The sequence below is a fragment of the Microcoleus sp. ARI1-B5 genome, from assembly GCF_036705795.1.
Taxonomy (GTDB): Bacteria; Cyanobacteriota; Cyanobacteriia; order Cyanobacteriales; family Microcoleaceae; genus Microcoleus.
On record NZ_JAUBVK010000017.1, the window covers coordinates 114,138 to 131,786 of the forward strand.

Consider the following 17,649-nt stretch of genomic DNA (forward strand, 5'->3'; position numbering starts at 1 on the left):
CATGTACGCCATCAGAATTAAACTATTGAGCGATACAACTTTTGGGCGAGGGGACGGAGTTGCTGGTTTAGTTGACTCAGAAGTAGAACACGATCGCAATGGTTTCCCCTACTTAAGAGGTCGGACTTTGAAAGGGTTGTTAAGTGAAGAGTGCGATAACTTAGTCGTTTTATTACCCATGTCTCAGCAACAACATTGGCTAAAAATCCGAAATGATTTATTCGGTCAACGCGGTAGTATCAACGACACAATGGCAAAAATGCACGTTGGCGATGCTTGCTTACCCGCAGACTTACGAAGAACTGTAGCACAACAGCAGCAGCAAGATAGTTTTCCCACTCGTGAAGATGTCCTCAATTCCTTGACTACCATTCGCAAGCAAACTGCGATCGATCCCGAAAATGGTGCACCTGTCGAACATAGTTTGCGATCGATGCGGGTTATTGTACGAGATTGTCCCGACTCTCAACCCAGTTACGAAGCACCCCTATTTTTTGATATAGATCCCACATCCCATATGCTGGCACTTTTAGGAGTTGGAACCTTGGCACTTCGACGCATGGGAAGTGGACGAAACCGAGGAAGAGGTCACGTACAATGCACTCTGCATTATTTAGATAAAAACCAAGATATTGACGAAGATATTACTAGAAAATACATTGACCTTTTTGGGAAAATCCAATGAAAGCTATTACTTTTTTATTACATACCCAACAACCCATTCTCGCCACCTCATTACAAGGCGACCCAAACAGTGATGTCTCCCATTCTTATATTCCTGGAAGTACAATTCGGGGAATGCTAATTAGTCGCTATCTGCGGCAACCGGATATCCAAGACTTAGATATCCTGGATGATAAAATCAGAAGCCTATTCTTTGACAGTCCAACTCGTTACTTGAATGCGTATCTGTTCGATCGCGAGAAAGAACAACGAACTTTACCAGTACCGCTGTGCCTGTACAAGAAGAAAGGGGAGGATTCACCTACAGAAATCTACAATTTTATTCAATTAGCATCACCGCATCGCCCCGATTCTCCGAAACGCTTAGATGATAAGTTTTGCATTATAGATGAGTCTGGGTCTATATCGCTTTACAAAGAACTCCGAAGAATTAACATTCACAATCAGCGAAACCGTCAAAAAGGGAGAGGCACTAATAGCAGCGGTGCTGTATTCCGTTACGATGCTATTGATGCAGGACAAGTTTTTCAAGCTGTCGTATTGTGTAATTTTCAGGAAGATGCTGACACTATTAAGTCATTGCTGAAACCTGCAAATAACGCAGAAACAATTAATGCTTGGATTGGTGGTTCTCAAAGTGCGGGTTACGGTCATGTCACGGTTGAGTTATTGCCTGATGAAAATACCTGGACGGAGATCAAAATTGATTGGGAAGAAAGAACCCAATATCGAAATAAACTCACTGTTACTCTATTGAGCGATACCATAATTCGTGATGACCGCGGCCAATATACCACGGATTTTCAACATTTTGTTAAGTTAATGTCCAAATCATTATCATTAGATACAGAACTTAAACATATAGATACCTATGCCAGCAGTCTAAATGTAGGAGGATTTAATCGCAAATGGGGTTTGCCACTACCTCAAGTTCCAGCTTTAGCCGCAGGTAGTGTTTTTGTCTTTGAACAACCCGAAGAACTTAATCCACAGCAAGTTCGTGATTTAGAAGCACAGGGAATTGGAGAAAGACGGGTGGACGGGTTTGGCAGAGTCGTTTTGAACTGGTTAAAAGAAGAAGGTCAAATAACTGTCGAAGCTGTCAAGAGAGAACCTGACACAATCGAATTTTGTTGCAGTACCAAAGCTAAGGAAATCGCTGTGCAAATGGCAGAACGACTTCTCCGACAAAAACTCGATGAATTACTACTAGAACAGGTGCAATCTAATACACCGAAAGATTCAAGCAAGATTAAAAGTAGTCAACTGTCAGGGTTAATGATTGTAGCCAGAACAGCCTTAACTGAAGGCAAGCCCGATCGACTTTATGAATTACTTGGTCTACAGGAAAATTTAGATAATAATTTGACTAAGACTGCTCGGACTCAGTTTAAACAAACTGAGATAAATGGTAAAAAATTAGACGAGCAAATTAGAGATTGGTTGCGGCAACCTGATAGTTGGATTCTTCCAGCTTGGGGGGGTAAGAATAGTCATCTACTGAATGAGGAAAAAAAACCAACTATTACTATTGCTGGCCAACCCAAAACTCTTGATTATAATTTATCTTTAGAATACACCCTACGCCTGATTATGGCAGTTGCTAAGAAAATGATAAAGGATAAAAACAATGACTGAACTTTATAGAACAGACCATCGCCATATTATCAAGCGCATTATTGTACGCGGTATGTTAGTCCTTGATACCCCAACTTGTTTAGGTCAAGGTGATGCAGATAGTCCGACGGACTTGCCTTTGCTGCGGGATAGCCTCCATGAGAATTATGCCTTGCTCACAGGTTCATCCATTGCAGGTAGTTTGCGAAATTACTTGCGCGAGCGGGATAAAGGTTACGATCAAAGCGATCGCCGTAACGATCTAGCTGCCAAATTATTTGGTGACTTATTTGCATATAAAGATGAAAAGGATAAAAATGAAACAGAAAAATTTAAAATAAGGGAACAGGATAATCAAAGTCTTATAATTATCGATGATGCTATCAGCACTAAACCTATCAAGGCTGAATTGAGAGATGGTGTGAAAATCAATAGCGCTACTCGAACCGCAAAAGATCAAGCGAAATATGACTTAGAGTTGCTACAAGCTGGGACAGAATTTCCCCTTAGTTTTGAACTGCTGATAGAGAAAGATAATGATGAAGCTAAGTTACTTAAAGCTTTAGCGATCGCACTCCAAGGATTAGAACCTCAAAATGGTTCAAAAAGTGGCGAAATTTGCCTAGGAATGAAAAAGCGGCGCGGTTTTGGTCGCTGTCACGTCAAAGAGTGGCAGGTTTGGAACTTTAACCTGGGGCATGAGGGCGATCGCACTTCCTGGTTACTATTCGATCGCGAATGCACCAAGAAGCTACCCGTTATTACAAACAAAATCGCCGATGCTTTAGGTGTGATATTCGATGAGAGAGAAGATCGGCGCGATCGCTTCGTCATCCACGCCGAATTCAAATTAGTGGGTTCTCTCCTCATCCGTTCCGGTCAAGATTCAACTGGACGCGCTCCCGATGTCGTACACTTGAAATCTCATCGTAATGATGAACTAAAACCAGTCTTATCAGGTACAAGTTTAGCAGGAGTCTTGCGCCATCGCGGTGAACGAATTGTGAATACTCTGGAAAAACCCATAACAATTATAGATGAAATGTTTGGAACAGACTTCAGCAAAGACAAGACAAAACAAGCTAAGGCAAGTCGTTTAGTCGTTCACGAGAAAGTCATTGAAAAGGCGACTGACTTAGTACAAAATAGAATTGCGATCGATCGCTTTACAGGAGGTGCATATCACGGGGCATTATTTGATGAGCAACCGATATTTAGTGGCGATGTCACTATTGAACTAGAGTTGCGGAATCCAAAAGAGCAGGAAATTGGATTGCTGTTACTGTTGTTAAAAGATTTGTGGACAAGCGATTTACCCGTAGGAGGTGAAAGTAGTATTGGACGAGGAAGATTGCAGGGAAAAAATGCAACATTGACTTGGCATCATCAGTGGGATAAAGAAAAGGAGTTACAGCAGAAAGAAATATGGACGATCGCTCAGAAATCTGAAAACGAAAGTCTTGATGTGAGCAACCCTGACAGATTACAACAATTTGTTGACAAATTAGTTAATGATATAAAAACTAATGAATAAACCCGATTGTCAAATCATTGAAGACACTCAAAATATTATCGATACGCCCTCTTTGTACAATTGGTTGCAAATTAAGGCAAAACAGTATCAACTAGAATACTTATTAGCTCACGCTGATGATGGGGTAATCTGGGGACGATTTGAATCTGATGGAACACTACTTACCCAAACTAAACCCGAAGACCTTTTCCACAAATATAAGTTGCCTACATTACGATGGTCAACGCTTCAGCAATGTCGAATGTTTAGTAAAAATAATGAAGTTATGGTTTGGAAGGCTAATGAGCGACCAAAGGCACGTTTGGTAACTGAATTCGAGCAAACAGAGTATATATGTGAATCTCAAATTCTTTGGGGAACGAATGGCATTAAGCGAGATAACTTTACACTGCTTTGGGATGGATCTCAAGGACTCAGACACGCTGTACCATTTACTGATATCGAGTTGAAGGGCGATCGCTTGGTTAATCCAGTCCGTTTACTCGTGCATCACTATATAGACTATAATGATAGTGGCGTGGCGATAATTTATCTAAGTCGATTAGTTGATTTACGAGGCACCTAATTATGATTGCTGAACCTCAATACCCTCAAAAAATGACGGCGGAAGAATACCTAGAATGGGAAGCCAAGCAGGAACTTCGCCATGAATACGTTGATGGCGAAATTTTAGCTATGACAGGCGGTACGATTCCTCATAATAGCATTTCTCTTAACTTCTATACAGCCCTAAGACCTCATTTGCGTGAGAGAGGTTGTCAGGCAAATGTGTCAGATGCGAAAGTTAAGCCTAGTCAATCAAGTCGTTATTTCTATCCCGATTTAGTTGTAACTTGCGACTCAGATGACTTGAAGGCTCGCGATTTTATTCAAAATCCTAAAATCATTGTTGAGGTTCTTTCGCCTGGTACAGAAACTTACGATCGCACGAAAAAATTCAAATATTATCGTCAGATTCCGACTTTGCAAGAATACGTCTTAGTTGATTCAGAAGAAATAACAGTTGAGGTTTATCGTCGAGGACAAGGGAAGATGTGGATTTATTATGAGTATGAAGCAGGAGAAATTATTGCCTTAGAAAGTATTGAGTTTGAATGTGCGATCGAGCTTTTGTATGAAGGGATTATCTTTGACCAAGAGTGAGAATCGAAATCAAGAGCGAGTAATTGTATTTAAGCGTAAGGAGATTGGACAATGAATCCTAAACATATCAAAGAAATCACAGAAACCGATCGTATAGCTAACGCTCCCTACAATTTTGTCGAACTTCCTGAAAAAGTTGTTGCGGCAGAAGATTTACCAAGTGGCGATCGATATCATCCGAACAAAAATATTGACCCCCCCCGCTACACTGGCAGAATTGAATGCACTATAACTACTGAATCACTACTTTATACTCGCTGTGGTTGGCATCCCGATGATTTTGCTAAATACTCAGAACCTCCTACACATAAAACAAAAGAAGAAAAAAAGAGATGGGAGAAAGAAGAAAAAGCGAAGTGGGAGAAAGAAAGACGAGAAATTCTTGCTCATTTCTTCAGTTATCCTGGCAGTAGTCTTGCTGCAATACCGGGTAGTAGCATACGGGGAATGTTGCGGACTTTGGTTGAAATTGCCAGCTTTAGTAAAATTGACCGCGTAACTGATAACAAACTATTCTATCGGTCACTTGGCGATCCGGCTTTAAAACAGATATATTCTTCAAACTTTGTTGAACCTCTTGGAGATGTAGAGCATCCACGAGATCCTAAAGCTCCCTGCTATCGAGCAAAAGTTCATACAGGTTTTTTACGCAAGCGTAATAACTATTACGTTATTGAAGAATGTGGATCGGGGCGGATTCATTTTGATCTTAACAATCCACCTACAACTTCAGTAATTTCTACGCTTTCCCATCACCAGATATATCAGACTAATAAAAAAGTAACAACTCCTAATTGGCAATATCAGGATAAGACTATCTATGTTGACATTGACCAATCTGAACAAGATTACTTTTTCCCTCGACAAACCAATCGTAATGGCAAACAACGCCATCCGAATCTTTACTTACGCTTTCGTACAGTTTACTCTGCTAGTTTTACTGATGCACCTAACTTAGAGGAAGGAACCCTTGTAATCACAGGAGATATGCAGCACAAGCATCTAGAGTTTGTTTTTTTAAACGAAAAGTTAAAAGAGTATCTAATTTCAGACGAGATGGTCAGGCGTTTTCAAGATGATGACCAAGTAACCAAGTGGCAAGAAAAAGCTTACCCTAAAGATAAGCCATTTCCTACTTGTCGCCAGCAGGATGGATATCTTAGAGATGGAGAACCTGTGTTTTTCTTGCTCAATGATGATGAGGAAAGTGTTCGCTTCTTTGGACGAGCGCAGATGTTTCGTTTACCCTATGAATGTTCTCCATTAGACTTTGTTCCTCCCAAATTGAAAGATGCTGCTTGTACCGATATTGCTGAAGCGATTTTTGGTTATGTGGATGGGAAACAGCCAAGAGAAAAAGCTCGTGCTAGTCGAGTTTTTATTACTGATGGTGTACTCAAACCAAATCAGGATGAAAAAATCAAGGAATGTCAACAGCGAGAAGCTCAATCAATTCTTCTCTCTAGCCCTAAACCTACTACGTTTCAGCATTACCTAGTTCAACCAGATGTTAATCCCAAACAGCTCAAACATTATGCTAGTCAACCACCAACTAAAACAGAAAAAGAAGAAAAATCAGGAGAAACGGTAATTCGGGGACATAAACTGTACTGGCATAAACCTGCTCCAATTGAAACTCCCAGTGACGCATCAGATACCCAAACAAGTCTGATTAAACCGATCGATCCAGGGATTGAATTTACTTTTACTATCCACTTTGAAAATCTCAGTAACGTAGAGCTTGGTGCTTTGCTGTGGGTGTTGAGTCTCAGCAGTGATAAATCGCAAACATTGGAAACGGGTAAACTGGATGAAAAATACTGTTTTTCCCTTGGAATGGGTAAACCGCTGGGGATGGGTGCGGTGAAGATTGACTATGAATTGCATATGAGCGATCGCACCTCTCGCTACAGCCATCTATTTGATGGTACTAAGTGGAAAACTGGCGAAGAAGACCAATCTAAAACTGCTAAAAAAGAGGAAGAATCGGTGAAAGCATTTGAAAAATATGTACTAGATGGGATTTGTTGCGAGGATTATCCAAAAACTAAAACAAGAGAACAACTTCAGCATCTAAAGGAACTACCGCGAATTGAAATGTTATTGGCGATGTTGCGGTGCGATAACATTCCAGATGCAAAACAAAGTCGATATATGGAACTTGAAAAATTTAAAAATAGAAAAGTTCTACCCACTCCACTGGATGTAATGAAAATTTCTGATAATCGCAGATTTTATTTTGCTAATTCTCCATCGAAAGTTACAACAGAAAGCCAATCTACTGAACCACCTAAAAACCCATCTAATCTCCCTAAACCCAAACCAAAAAAAAACTCCGATAGCGGTCAATATGAAAGGGGAGGAAACGTTGATCTGGCATTTCAACGACCCCCGAAAAAGCCAAAACGTTAAGCCGATCGCCCCCGCCGCACCCATCCCACCAAAAGCGATCGCCCTTCACATCCCATAAGGCTAAACTGGTCTAAGTTTTACCATAAAAATTTCTCCCGATTAATGAACATCGCCTACCTAGTCAACCAATACCCCAAAGTCAGCCACAGCTTCGTCCGCAGAGAACTCCTAGCAGTCGAAACTTGCGGCCTCAAAGTCGGGCGTTACTCCATCAGATCCTGCGAATCCGAACTCGTAGACGGCGCAGACAAACAAGAACAAGAATTGACCAAAGTCATCCTAGGAGTTGGCGTACAGGGCTTAGCGTCGGGTTTGCTCCGCGTTGCCGCAACTAGACCCATTCGATTCCTCGAAGCTTTGCGGTTAATGTTCAAAGTTGGCTGGCACTCGGAACGCGGGATTTTGCTGCATCTAGCTTATTTCGCAGAAGCTTGCATTCTTTTAAATTGGTTTGCAGAATCCGGTACAGCACACGTTCACGCTCACTTCGGCACAAATTCCACAACTGTTGCAATGCTGTGCCGCGTGCTCGGCGGCCCAACTTACAGCTTCACCGTTCACGGCCCTGAAGAATTTGATAAAGCTACACTTCTTTCCTTAGATGAAAAAATTAAACGATCGACCTTTGTAGCGGCAGTCAGTTCCTTCGGCAAAAGTCAGCTATTTCGGTGGTGCGATCGCACTTATTGGTCAAAAATCCACGTCATACACTGCGGCGTCGATGCAGCATTTTTAGCCGCACCCCACGTCCCCATACCCGCAGCACCCCGCTTAGCCTGCATCGGGAGACTCAGCGAACAAAAAGGTCATTTGTTACTGTTAGAAGCCGCCAGCAAGCTAGCTGTTCAAGGCTTGGAGTTTAAATTGGTATTTGTAGGAGACGGGCCGCTGCGAGCTGAAATTGAGCAGCAGATTGCACAACTCAATCTGCAAAACTATATAGAAATTACCGGCTGGGCTAGCGGCGATCGAGTTCAGCAAGAAATTTTAGCTTCCCGCGCCATGGTATTGCCGAGTTTTGCCGAAGGTTTACCCGTCGTAATTATGGAAGCCCTCGCTCTCAATCGGCCCGTAATTAGCACCTATGTTGCTGGCATCCCCGAGCTCGTAGAACCCGGTGTTTGCGGTTGGTTAGTTCCTCCCGGTTCCGTAGAAGCATTAGCCGTAGCGATGCGTGCGGCATTAGAAGCACCTTTAGAAAAGCTAGAAGAAATGGGGAAAATAGGAGCCGAACGGGTTGCTCAACAACATAATGTCGATATAGAAGCAAAGAAATTAGTGGCGCTATTTCAAGCATCTATTGAACAATCATCGTAAGATTAAGAAGACCGGGCGGTTGAAACCGCGTCGATACAAACACTCACGCGACGGGAGCGGGTTGAAGACCAGGCGATTTCAACCGCCGAATTATCTTCAGTCCGCGGAGGCGGACATTGTTTGTGTAGACGCGGTTTCAACCGCCGACTCCGATCGAGGATTGGTAACTTTTTAAGGAATTGGAACAGATTTCAACAACTTATCAACAATCGTCTTAGCCTTTCTTCCCCCCGCCGGAATCAACCGGTGAGACAGTACGTGCGGCGCCAAATCCTTCACATCATCCGGGGTAGCAAAATCCCGCCCCGAAATAAACGCCAAGGCCTGGGATGCCCGGTGCAAAGCCACCGCACCCCGGGGACTCACCCCCAGAGTAATCTCTTCATCTTGCCGGGTCGATCGCACCAAATCAACAATATACTGTTTCAAAGAGCCTTCCACCTTCACAGCAGCGCACAAACGACGCAATTCCTGCACTTCTTCCAAAGAAATACAAGGCTGCAAATCTTCAACAGCAAAACTATCAGACAGCCTTTCCAACATTTGCAACTCTTCCGACGCAGCGGGATACCCCAAAGTCAAAGACAAAGTAAACCGATCCATCTGAGCTTCCGGCAGCGGAAAAGTGCCTTGATATTCGATCGGATTCTGAGTCGCAATCACAAAAAACGGCGCCGGAACATTCCGAGAAACCCCGTCTACTGTCACCTGCTTTTCCTCCATCACTTCCAGCAAAGCTGACTGAGTTCGCGGCGTCGCCCGATTGATTTCATCGGCTAGCAAAACATTCGCAAAAACTGGGCCGGGCAAAAACTCAAAGTTGCCGCTGCTGGGATTCCAAATATTAGTACCGGTGATATCCGTTGGCAACAAATCGGGAGTACACTGAATCCGCTGAAACTTCCCAGCGATCGATCGCGCCAAAGACTTCGCTAACAGCGTTTTTCCCACACCCGGCACGTCTTCTAGCAGCGCGTGTCCCCCCGAAAGCACGGCTACGAGCACCAAGCGAATAGCATCCGCTTTGCCGACAATCGTCTTGCCTAGATTTTGTTTTAGTCGCTCAATATGTTCTCTCATATCCCTGATTTTTAAGTAGAAGTCATTAGTCATTAGTCATTAGTCATTAGTCATTAGTCATTAGGAATAAGAAATACACAGCCAGCTTTTGAGCGTTCCGCATTTTACGTTAATTACGTTGATTTACTTTGCTAATTGCTGGTTGTTAATTGCTGGTTCTTTGATTCCTAGTTCCTCTCAGCTAGGACTTCGTTTGTGTAGTAGCGATTTCAATCGCCCAAGCAAAACTGTACACAATGAATTCATAATTCGGACGCTGCTCGGAGCAACGTTCCACAAAAAAACAAGTGTGGGACGTTGCTCCGAGCAGCGTCCAAAAATCCGAAAATTTGATTAAAAGGACTTGTGCAATCTTGTCTATTAACCATTAGCAGCTAACACCTTTCTAGCAACATCACAATCTACCTGAATTTGATTTTTGAGAGCATCTAGAGAAGCGAATTTTTGTTCGGGTCGCAAAAACTCTACCAAACTCGCGCTCAAGGTTTGACCGTACAAATCCCCAGACCAATCTAACAGGTGAACTTCTACGGTGAGTTGCAGACCGTTTACCGTCGGGCGGCGGCCAACATTCATCACTCCATTTATGAATGATAAATTTGACGAGCGATCGCGAATTAGAGATTGGGGATTTTCCCACTTATAGGAAGAACTTTCATCTTTTTTGATGATTCCGCCTCCATCCTTCACCGAAACTCGCACCGCGTACACGCCAAAACGCGGCAAAAATTTTTCCGGCGGCAGTTCGATATTAGCAGTAGGAAATCCGATCGTCCTACCCAGTCGCTGTCCGCCTACCACAGGCCCGACCAAACTGTAAGGTCGCCCCAGCAACTTATTCGCTCTTGCGAGGTCGCCGGAGGCTAGACCTTCGCGGATGGCGGAACTGCTGATCCGATCGCCTTGGGTGCAATTGTGCAGGGGTACAAGAGCAACATCAATACCGTAACCCGAGGCGATCGACTGCAAATCCACAGCCGTCCCAGCGCGTCCGCGTCCGAACCGAAAATCAACCCCCACGCTAATTCGACTCGCTTGCAGTTGCCGCACCAGAATTTCCTCGACAAACTCAGCAGCAGTCAAAGCCGCCAGTTCTCGATCGAACGGCAGCAGGACAAGTTGCTCGACACCCATTGCTGCGAGCAATTCTACCTTTTCTGCCAGAGGTGTCAGCAGTTTTTTGGGTTGACCTGTAAAAAATTCTTGCGGGTGCGGATCGAATGTGACCACAGTGCCGTAAAGCCGATCGACTCCATCTGAATCGACACCCCAGAGGATGTTCCTCTCGGCCTGGGGGTGCGCGATCGAACCATCGAAATTATGACCGCTGCGGGCTGTATCGCGCGGGGAAGCTGAGTCATTGTCCCAGCTTGCCGGATGTTCGCTTTCCAAATTTTCATCTGTGCCAGCCGACGCAGAAACAGTCGCAGAAGTTTGCCCAAGCGATCGATTTAAAATTGGCTGCACGACTTGTCGGTGCCCGAGGTGCAAACCGTCAAAGTTTCCCAAGGCAACGGAAGTTGGAGTCAGAGCAGCGGTAGAAGAAGAAGTTACCCACACGCTTAAGATTTTGACACACTTAGCCAGATTGCGATCGCCAGTCGATTTTAGATTTTAGATTTTAGATTTTAGATTTGACTCCACAGCATCGATGGTGTGGGAGTTAGAACTTCGATCTAAACTTTTTTGTTCTCTACAACTTAAGCCGGGGCTTGTATCCGTCTTTGAGTGAGGTCAGCCCTAAATTTGATTTTAGATTTCAGACCTCAAGATTTCCCAACCATCTGGTAATCTCCAATCCCTCAGACAGACACTTTAGGCGCTTCCACCGACGCTTCAGACACATCGTTTTTGTTATGAGGAGGCACCAACTGTAACGACAAACCTTCCCGCGCCATCAAACTGTTCGGGAACCTTTGAGCGACTTGCTCTCCCACCCTGTCTAAAAACTCGTCATTGTGCAGCGGATCGTGGTGAAAAATCACCAATTTTTTGACATTAGCAGCATGAGCCACCTTCACCGCTTCCTGCCAAGTCGAATGTCCCCAGCCGACCTTGCTGGTCTTCTGGGCATAATACTCCTCATCTGTATAAGTAGCGTCGTAGATCAGCACCTCAGCATCCCGAGCCAAATACAGCACATTTTCGTCCAAACGATCGGGAAAATGTTCGGTATCAGTCACGTAAGCAGCCGAATACCCCCGCCAGTTCACGCGGTAGCCGATAGCTTCACCGGGGTGGTTCAACAAAGCAGTTTCCACCTTAATCTCTCCGATTTCCATGGGTTCACCCACCTCTATATCGTTAAATTTCAGGTCGGCCCCCATAATTTGCAGGGGCACCGGAAAATTGGGGTGGAGCATCTGGTCGTTTAGCCGCTGCTGGATAGTAGCCTGATTAGGAGTAGGAGCAACAGCCCCATAGATGTGAAAACAATTGCCCTTAATAAAAGCTGGGACAAAAAATGGGAATCCTTGAATGTGATCCCAGTGAGTGTGAGTAAAAAACATATGAGCTTCTACGGGCATCTGCGACAGGAGAGTTTGTCCCAAAACCCGCAATCCTGTACCGCCATCGAAAATTAGGCGGCTCTCACCCACTCGCATTTCTATACAGGGCGTGTTGCCCCCGTAACGTACTGTTTCAGCTCCGGGAGACGCTATGCTACCTCTAACGCCCCAGAAGTGAACCGTAAATTGGTTTTGCATACTAGACATGGGTTTTCCTGCAAGATTGTTCCGGCGAGCCATCGGTAAGGTGTTGACATATTAGTAAGGGATTTACCATCAAACCCAAGCTTTTTGAAGGTCGAGTTCCCCACTTGTTGGAAGTGCCAAGAGTCTCGCTTGCCAGAGAATGCAAAACTGTTGGGCTTGACTGCTGAGCAAGAAATTACTAGGTTGACTGATGAAGTCTCGATCGTAACTATTCTTTTTTTCTCTTCACTAGCGTAACCTCCGCAGACACACTTTGGGGCAGCAGTTCTGCCTGATTCTGGTCTTGCAGCCGCTGTTTTTTCAGCCTCTGCACTTCCCGAGCGCGCCAGCGCGGTTGTTGGCGCTGCTGCTTTACGGGTTTGAACCTTCGGGATGGCTTGGATGCTATCTAGTCCGGTCTATCGACCATAATATTCAGGTGCCTGGGCCCCGAGTTACGCCGATATCTGGCCGATCTTGCCGATCCGGCGTAAAATATCCCCTACTAGAATTACGGTTAATTCTACCGGACTTGAGATGCTCGGGCCATCGAACCCCTGCCCCGAGAATCAGGGACTGCTGTTAACGAGAAGCCGGTTTAATTAACTGAACTCCCATTAATCGAACGCACCCCATGTCAAGCAAAGCTTCTTTCCCGAGGCTTCTGCGATCGGGCGATGCCGCCGTCCTGGGAACTATTGCCGTCGGAAGCCGACTAACTGCAACTTTTGCCCGATCGCTCCCTAGAAAAAATGAAATCCGGTGCGGTCGTACTCAATCAAGGTCGTACCGAGGGATGCGATCCGGTCGTGCCAACTTAATGGCATACCTGAAAAAATTATAGCCGATGGCAACGCATCTGTTTGTTGGTAACGCAGTCCCCAACTAAACTCTTGTTCTAGTTCGGGGGTGCGATCGACATTTTGTTCAAAAATCTTAGCAATTGAGGAATGCTTTTGCTATTAATTATCAAACAATACTCTCTGGATTCAGGCATCCCCCAGGAGGCTGCTGTCCGTCAAGCTAGAGGTCAAGCTGTGAACCCAGGCTCATCTGACACCTGTTTCAAAAAATAATGCAACGGTAGGCCAACTCCAAACCATCACAGTCATCAGTCATTCCCCATTTTTTAATCTTCTTCAATGCGAAAATCTCAAATGGTATGACACCCGGGGCCGCAAGCTTGCAGGGCCTGCGGGCAAAAGGCTAAATTTTCGTCGCGCATTTCTCGGCGGACGAATTCGGGCACGGCAAATCCCCCAAATTTCATAAATTTTAAATTTTTCTGGTTGTTGCAGTCATGCCAACTCCGATCGACCTTCTGTCTCAAGAGTGATTCATAAATATTCGCGCCCTACCAGTCGTGCTTTGCGCTGGCGATCTTCAATTGCTCTATTTCTGGTAAGGATTTCTCGGAATTTGGCGCTGTTGCGGTACTCGCCACGGGTTGAAATTTCAGGTATCATAGAGTCTAAGACTCTTGTTTGCCCAGAATCTAAATCAGTGCTAAAAACGCCTGGATAAATTTAAGTTATTTCTCAAAAAAGTCAGTATGAATCAAGTTAAAAAAACTACAACCAAGCTGAATAGATCCCCAGTAAAAGTGTCCGATCGCACTTTGCAACTCGGTCAGCTACCATCCCTCGACCTGTCCTTAGAAATGACTGATGCCGGAGCTTTGAAAGAATTTAGTCGGGACGATCGCCCGCAGCAAAGCCCTGGGACTGCCGAAAAAATGCGCCGTTCGGTTGATGGCAAGACTGAGCGGGTCGGATCGCCTGTGGTTTCTACTGCCTTGCTCAAGTGGCTGCTAGCGCGTTTGAGCCGATCGAAAGGTTGGCTGGCGGCTTTCACCCTGGCAGCAGTTTGGGGGTGGTGGAACAGTCAGTTACTATTTTCGACAGGGCTGGGGATCGCAGCGATGATGCTGGTTTACCGAGGGCAGTCGCGGGACTGGCAATTGCTGCGATCGCAAGTCGAGGAATTTTGCCAGAGCCCGAACCGCCGGTTTGTTTTAGCGGTGGGCGCAGGCGGGATTGCTACCTTGGGCGCTTACATGAGTTTGGCGATTTGGGCGGACTCCGATAGCCACTGGATGGCTTTGAGCCTGATTTTGCAGAACTTTGGCACGATCGCGATTGCTCTTCTGTTGCTGCGCCAAGCGCTGAGTCTGGGAGCCTTAAAAGATGAAGCGGCGCTCGATCGCATCCTGGCAGATTTGACCGACGCTGACCCCGTGAAGCGTTTGATTGCAGTGCGGCAAATGACCGATTTGGTGAATAACGGTGGGTTTGACCGCGCGAGTTCCGTCAAAAGTTGGTTAGCGAAGCCCGCCCCTGCGGGAGGCTCATCAACGCAGAGGATCGCCCGTTCCCGGGCTGCCGAGTGCTTTCGCCTGATGCTGAGTCGAGAACCCGAAGCTTTAGTCCGCAATGCCCTTCTCGAAGGTTTGCAGACTTGGGGCGATACTTATGGCATTGCTTTAGAACCCAAAAATAAAATCATCGACTATTAGCTGACCGTCAAAAGCATAAAAAGTAATTCGATGAATGTTCGGGCCTTTGACGCGCAGGGGAGCGCTAGGGGCGATCGGAGAATTAGACCCTGCCAGATTCGGCGCCGGCATTTCATCCTGAACGATCGGGTTTCCCTCGATGTCGCAAGCAGATAAAACAGTTCGCCGCGAACTGGTGACAAGTCCTGACACGCTGCGAACTGGATACTTAAAAGTTACTTCTATCAGTCCGCTTTTTGGGGCTCCCATGAGCACTGTTCGCCCAGAACCCGTCAAAAATGCTGGGTTTGAAGGTTGGATGGCGACGGCATTGCTAAAAGTCACTCCCCAATGTGCAAACTGGTGTTCTACTACTTCAAAGCATTTCAAGTCTTCTAAAGCTAGGCGGACGATCGCCGGTGCGGTAGCGCGCGATCGCACCTCTAACCCCGAGCCCGATCGTTCTGGAGTGGCGACCAAAGACTGTTTGCCGTTTAAATCCGTGCTTCGACACGCAGTATCAAATTCTGCCCACCCGTCAGATAGAAGACTTTTTGCGTCAACCATAAAACCCTCGCGATCCCGTTTCCTAAGCAGTTGCATTTTTGGTATATCTCCCTGATATTAGTTGTTTCTGGTGTTTTGGAATTTACAACGGCGAGGCGTGGGAAATTGCCAAACCTGCAATCAGAGGAATCGAAAACCGATCGCCCGCCCTCCTACAAAAACCTTCGACCTTAAAAGCCACTGTTCCGCAAAATATGGCGATCGATTATTCGTGATTGGCTCACGGCTGTCTACCTGCTGTCTGCCTGAAAGCGATCTCTAATACTCCTGCTTTGGGAGCGCCTGCTTTCGGGGTCGGCGAACAGACGCGATTCTGTTGAGGGGTCTTACCCATCATTTTGTTATTATCTCCGATCGGCGGTAGGCAAGCAAGGGTGAGGATAACTGCACCGCCCTTCTCCCCAAATCGCAAAACTTACTTGCTGTCTGTAGTTTCAGGCTTCACTTGTACTAAAATAGATTGAAATCAATACTGAATCTTTACAAAAACTGCGCCAGCTTTGCAATTTTTTTAAACAAAGACTCGCGCACGAAAATTTCCTATCTCACAGCGATTGAGGCTTATTTATGCTTGTTCCCCTCGGCTTCGGTCAGCGATCGATAGTTACTTCTCTCGGCAGAATGGTATACTACACTGCTGAAAAAATGCCTTGGATCGGCTTGCCGACCTCAACTTCGGAAAATAAACCTAATTTGGTATTTTTTCACGGTTTTGGGGGCGGGTCGAGTGCCTACGAATGGTCGAAAGTTTATCCGGCTTTTGCGACCGAATATCGAATTTTAGCACCTGATTTAATCGGTTGGGGGCGATCGGAACATCCGCCGAGAAATTATCAGGTGGAAGATTATATCACAACTGTGATTGAATTTATAGAAAAAACTTGCGGAAGTCCGACGGATGCGATCGCTTCTTCGCTGACGGGGGCGATCGCGATTCGAGCAGCGATCGTCCGCCCGGATCTGTTCAAATCGCTAATTTTGACCGTACCCAGCGGTTTGTCGGACTTCGGACAGGATTACGGCAGCAGTTTCTTCGCTAAGCTAGTTAACACGCCGATTTTAGACCGCTTGCTCTACAGTACCGGCATCGCCACAGACGGCGGCATCCGCAGCTTCCTAGAAGAGCGCCAATTTGCCGATTCCCGTCGCGTTTACCAAGAAATTGTCGATGCTTACCTCCAATCTGCCTTGGAACCAAATGCAGAATATGCCGCCCTGTCTTTTGTGCGGGGAGATTTGTGTTTTGATTTGTCGCTGTACATCACTGGGCTAACAACGCCGACAGCGATTATTTGGGGTGAAAAATCGCAGTTTACCGGCCCGGAAATTGGCCAGCGGTTGGCTAATCTCAACCCGGAAGCAATTAAAGTTTTTCAACCTCTAGAAAATGTGGGTTTGACTCCGCAGTTAGAAATTCCGGCTGTCACTATTGGTTTAATTCGGCAGTATTTAAGGTTGCTTTCCCAAGGGTGAACAAGTTCGGAAACGGATTTTTTAACGGATGCAAACGGATGTCACGCATAGAGGTTCCAGGTTCGAGGAAAGAAGGAAGATTAATTCCCCACTACCCATAGATGTCAAATTAATCCTAAAGACCTCTCTCTGTATCTCTCGTTTATATCAAGCGTCTAGATCCCCCTCGCATACCCCCTACTCGACCCCTACTCCCCTTAATAAGGGGAGTAGGGGTTGACGAAAGAGAATACTCTTGTCCCCCCCTTTCTTAAGGGGGGCGCCCGGGTGATCTAGACTCTGCTAGAAGCGAGATTTATCATGAATTTTAGTCGGAAGCTGACACCAATGACAACTGACAACTGTCAACTGTCACAGGTCAACTGTCACAGGTCAACTGTCACAGGTCAACTGTCAACTGTCAACTGGCTAGAAGCGAGATTTATCATGAATTTTAGTCGGAAGCTGACACCAATGACAACTGACAACTGTCACAGGTCAACTGTCAACTGTCAACTGGCTAGAAGCGAGATTTATCATGAATTTTAGTCGGAAGCTGACACCAATGACAACTGACAACTGTCACAGGTCAACTGTCACAGGTCAACTGTCACAGGTCAACTGTCAACTGTCAACTGGCTAGAAGCGAGATT

Annotated in this window: 15 protein-coding genes; 10 read left to right on the top strand and 5 right to left on the bottom strand. The window is 45.6% G+C overall.

Features of this window, described 5'->3' with window-relative positions:
• The first annotated feature begins 1 nt into the window (after position 1).
• From QUB63_RS22710 to QUB63_RS22740, 7 genes are all read left to right on the top strand, one after another.
• A complete protein-coding gene (locus QUB63_RS22710) occupies positions 2–685 on the top strand; it encodes an RAMP superfamily CRISPR-associated protein (RefSeq protein ID WP_332947586.1) in 684 nt (227 codons plus the stop codon).
• Positions 682–2,322 (top strand): RAMP superfamily CRISPR-associated protein, encoded by a 1,641-nt coding sequence (locus QUB63_RS22715; protein ID WP_332947587.1) that lies wholly within the window; start codon positions 682–684, stop codon positions 2,320–2,322. The genes QUB63_RS22710 and QUB63_RS22715 overlap by 4 nt, the downstream gene beginning before the upstream one ends.
• Entirely contained in the window at positions 2,315–3,835 is a 1,521-nt protein-coding gene (locus tag QUB63_RS22720; RefSeq protein WP_332947588.1) for an RAMP superfamily CRISPR-associated protein, read from the top strand. Before QUB63_RS22715 ends, QUB63_RS22720 begins: the two co-directional genes overlap by 8 nt.
• Positions 3,828–4,400: a type III-D CRISPR-associated protein Csx19 gene (gene csx19, locus QUB63_RS22725; RefSeq protein WP_332947589.1), complete on the top strand. Its 573-nt coding sequence runs from the start codon at positions 3,828–3,830 to the stop codon at positions 4,398–4,400. The genes QUB63_RS22720 and csx19 overlap by 8 nt, the downstream gene beginning before the upstream one ends.
• A 2-nt stretch (positions 4,401–4,402) precedes the next feature.
• Positions 4,403–4,978, top strand: a complete 576-nt coding sequence (locus tag QUB63_RS22730; RefSeq protein WP_332947590.1) for a Uma2 family endonuclease — start codon at positions 4,403–4,405, stop codon at positions 4,976–4,978.
• Between the two features lie 51 nt (positions 4,979–5,029).
• Positions 5,030–7,390 (top strand): TIGR03986 family type III CRISPR-associated RAMP protein, encoded by a 2,361-nt coding sequence (locus tag QUB63_RS22735; protein WP_332947591.1) that lies wholly within the window; start codon positions 5,030–5,032, stop codon positions 7,388–7,390.
• Between the two features lie 102 nt (positions 7,391–7,492).
• Positions 7,493–8,707, top strand: a complete 1,215-nt coding sequence (locus tag QUB63_RS22740; protein ID WP_332947592.1) for a glycosyltransferase — start codon at positions 7,493–7,495, stop codon at positions 8,705–8,707.
• Positions 8,708–8,878: 171 nt separating this feature from the next.
• Here QUB63_RS22740 and QUB63_RS22745 read toward each other — a convergent pair whose 3' ends face one another.
• The 4 genes from QUB63_RS22745 to QUB63_RS22760 all read right to left on the bottom strand — a co-directional run bounded on the left by QUB63_RS22745 (position 8,879) and on the right by QUB63_RS22760 (position 13,949).
• On the bottom strand, positions 8,879–9,787 hold the full coding sequence (locus QUB63_RS22745; RefSeq protein WP_332947624.1) for an AAA family ATPase: 909 nt from the start codon (positions 9,785–9,787) through the stop codon (positions 8,879–8,881).
• 360 nt (positions 9,788–10,147) lie between these two features.
• Complete coding sequence (locus tag QUB63_RS22750) at positions 10,148–11,347, bottom strand: bifunctional riboflavin kinase/FAD synthetase (protein WP_332947593.1); 1,200 nt, start codon at positions 11,345–11,347, stop codon at positions 10,148–10,150.
• Positions 11,348–11,589: 242 nt separating this feature from the next.
• Positions 11,590–12,504: an MBL fold metallo-hydrolase gene (locus QUB63_RS22755; protein ID WP_332947594.1), complete on the bottom strand. Its 915-nt coding sequence runs from the start codon at positions 12,502–12,504 to the stop codon at positions 11,590–11,592.
• A gap of 1,316 nt (positions 12,505–13,820) precedes the next feature.
• Complete coding sequence (locus tag QUB63_RS22760; protein ID WP_332947595.1) at positions 13,821–13,949, bottom strand: hypothetical protein; 129 nt, start codon at positions 13,947–13,949, stop codon at positions 13,821–13,823.
• An 86-nt stretch (positions 13,950–14,035) separates the two neighbouring features.
• On the opposite strand from QUB63_RS22760, the gene QUB63_RS22765 reads away from it, so the two are divergent.
• Entirely contained in the window at positions 14,036–14,998 is a 963-nt protein-coding gene (locus QUB63_RS22765) for a hypothetical protein (RefSeq protein ID WP_332947596.1), read from the top strand.
• Here the strand turns inward: QUB63_RS22765 and QUB63_RS22770 are convergent.
• A complete protein-coding gene (locus QUB63_RS22770) occupies positions 14,966–15,544 on the bottom strand; it encodes a hypothetical protein (RefSeq protein WP_332947597.1) in 579 nt (192 codons plus the stop codon). The two genes, QUB63_RS22765 and QUB63_RS22770, sit on opposite strands and share 33 nt — an antisense overlap.
• Before the next feature lie 38 nt (positions 15,545–15,582).
• On the opposite strand from QUB63_RS22770, the gene QUB63_RS22775 reads away from it, so the two are divergent.
• The gene (locus QUB63_RS22775; protein ID WP_332947598.1) at positions 15,583–15,759 is read left to right on the top strand and encodes a hypothetical protein; all 177 of its coding nucleotides are present in this window, start codon (positions 15,583–15,585) and stop codon (positions 15,757–15,759) included.
• 352 nt (positions 15,760–16,111) lie between these two features.
• On the top strand, positions 16,112–17,017 hold the full coding sequence (locus tag QUB63_RS22780; protein ID WP_332947599.1) for an alpha/beta fold hydrolase: 906 nt from the start codon (positions 16,112–16,114) through the stop codon (positions 17,015–17,017).
• Positions 17,018–17,649: the final 632 nt, after the last annotated feature.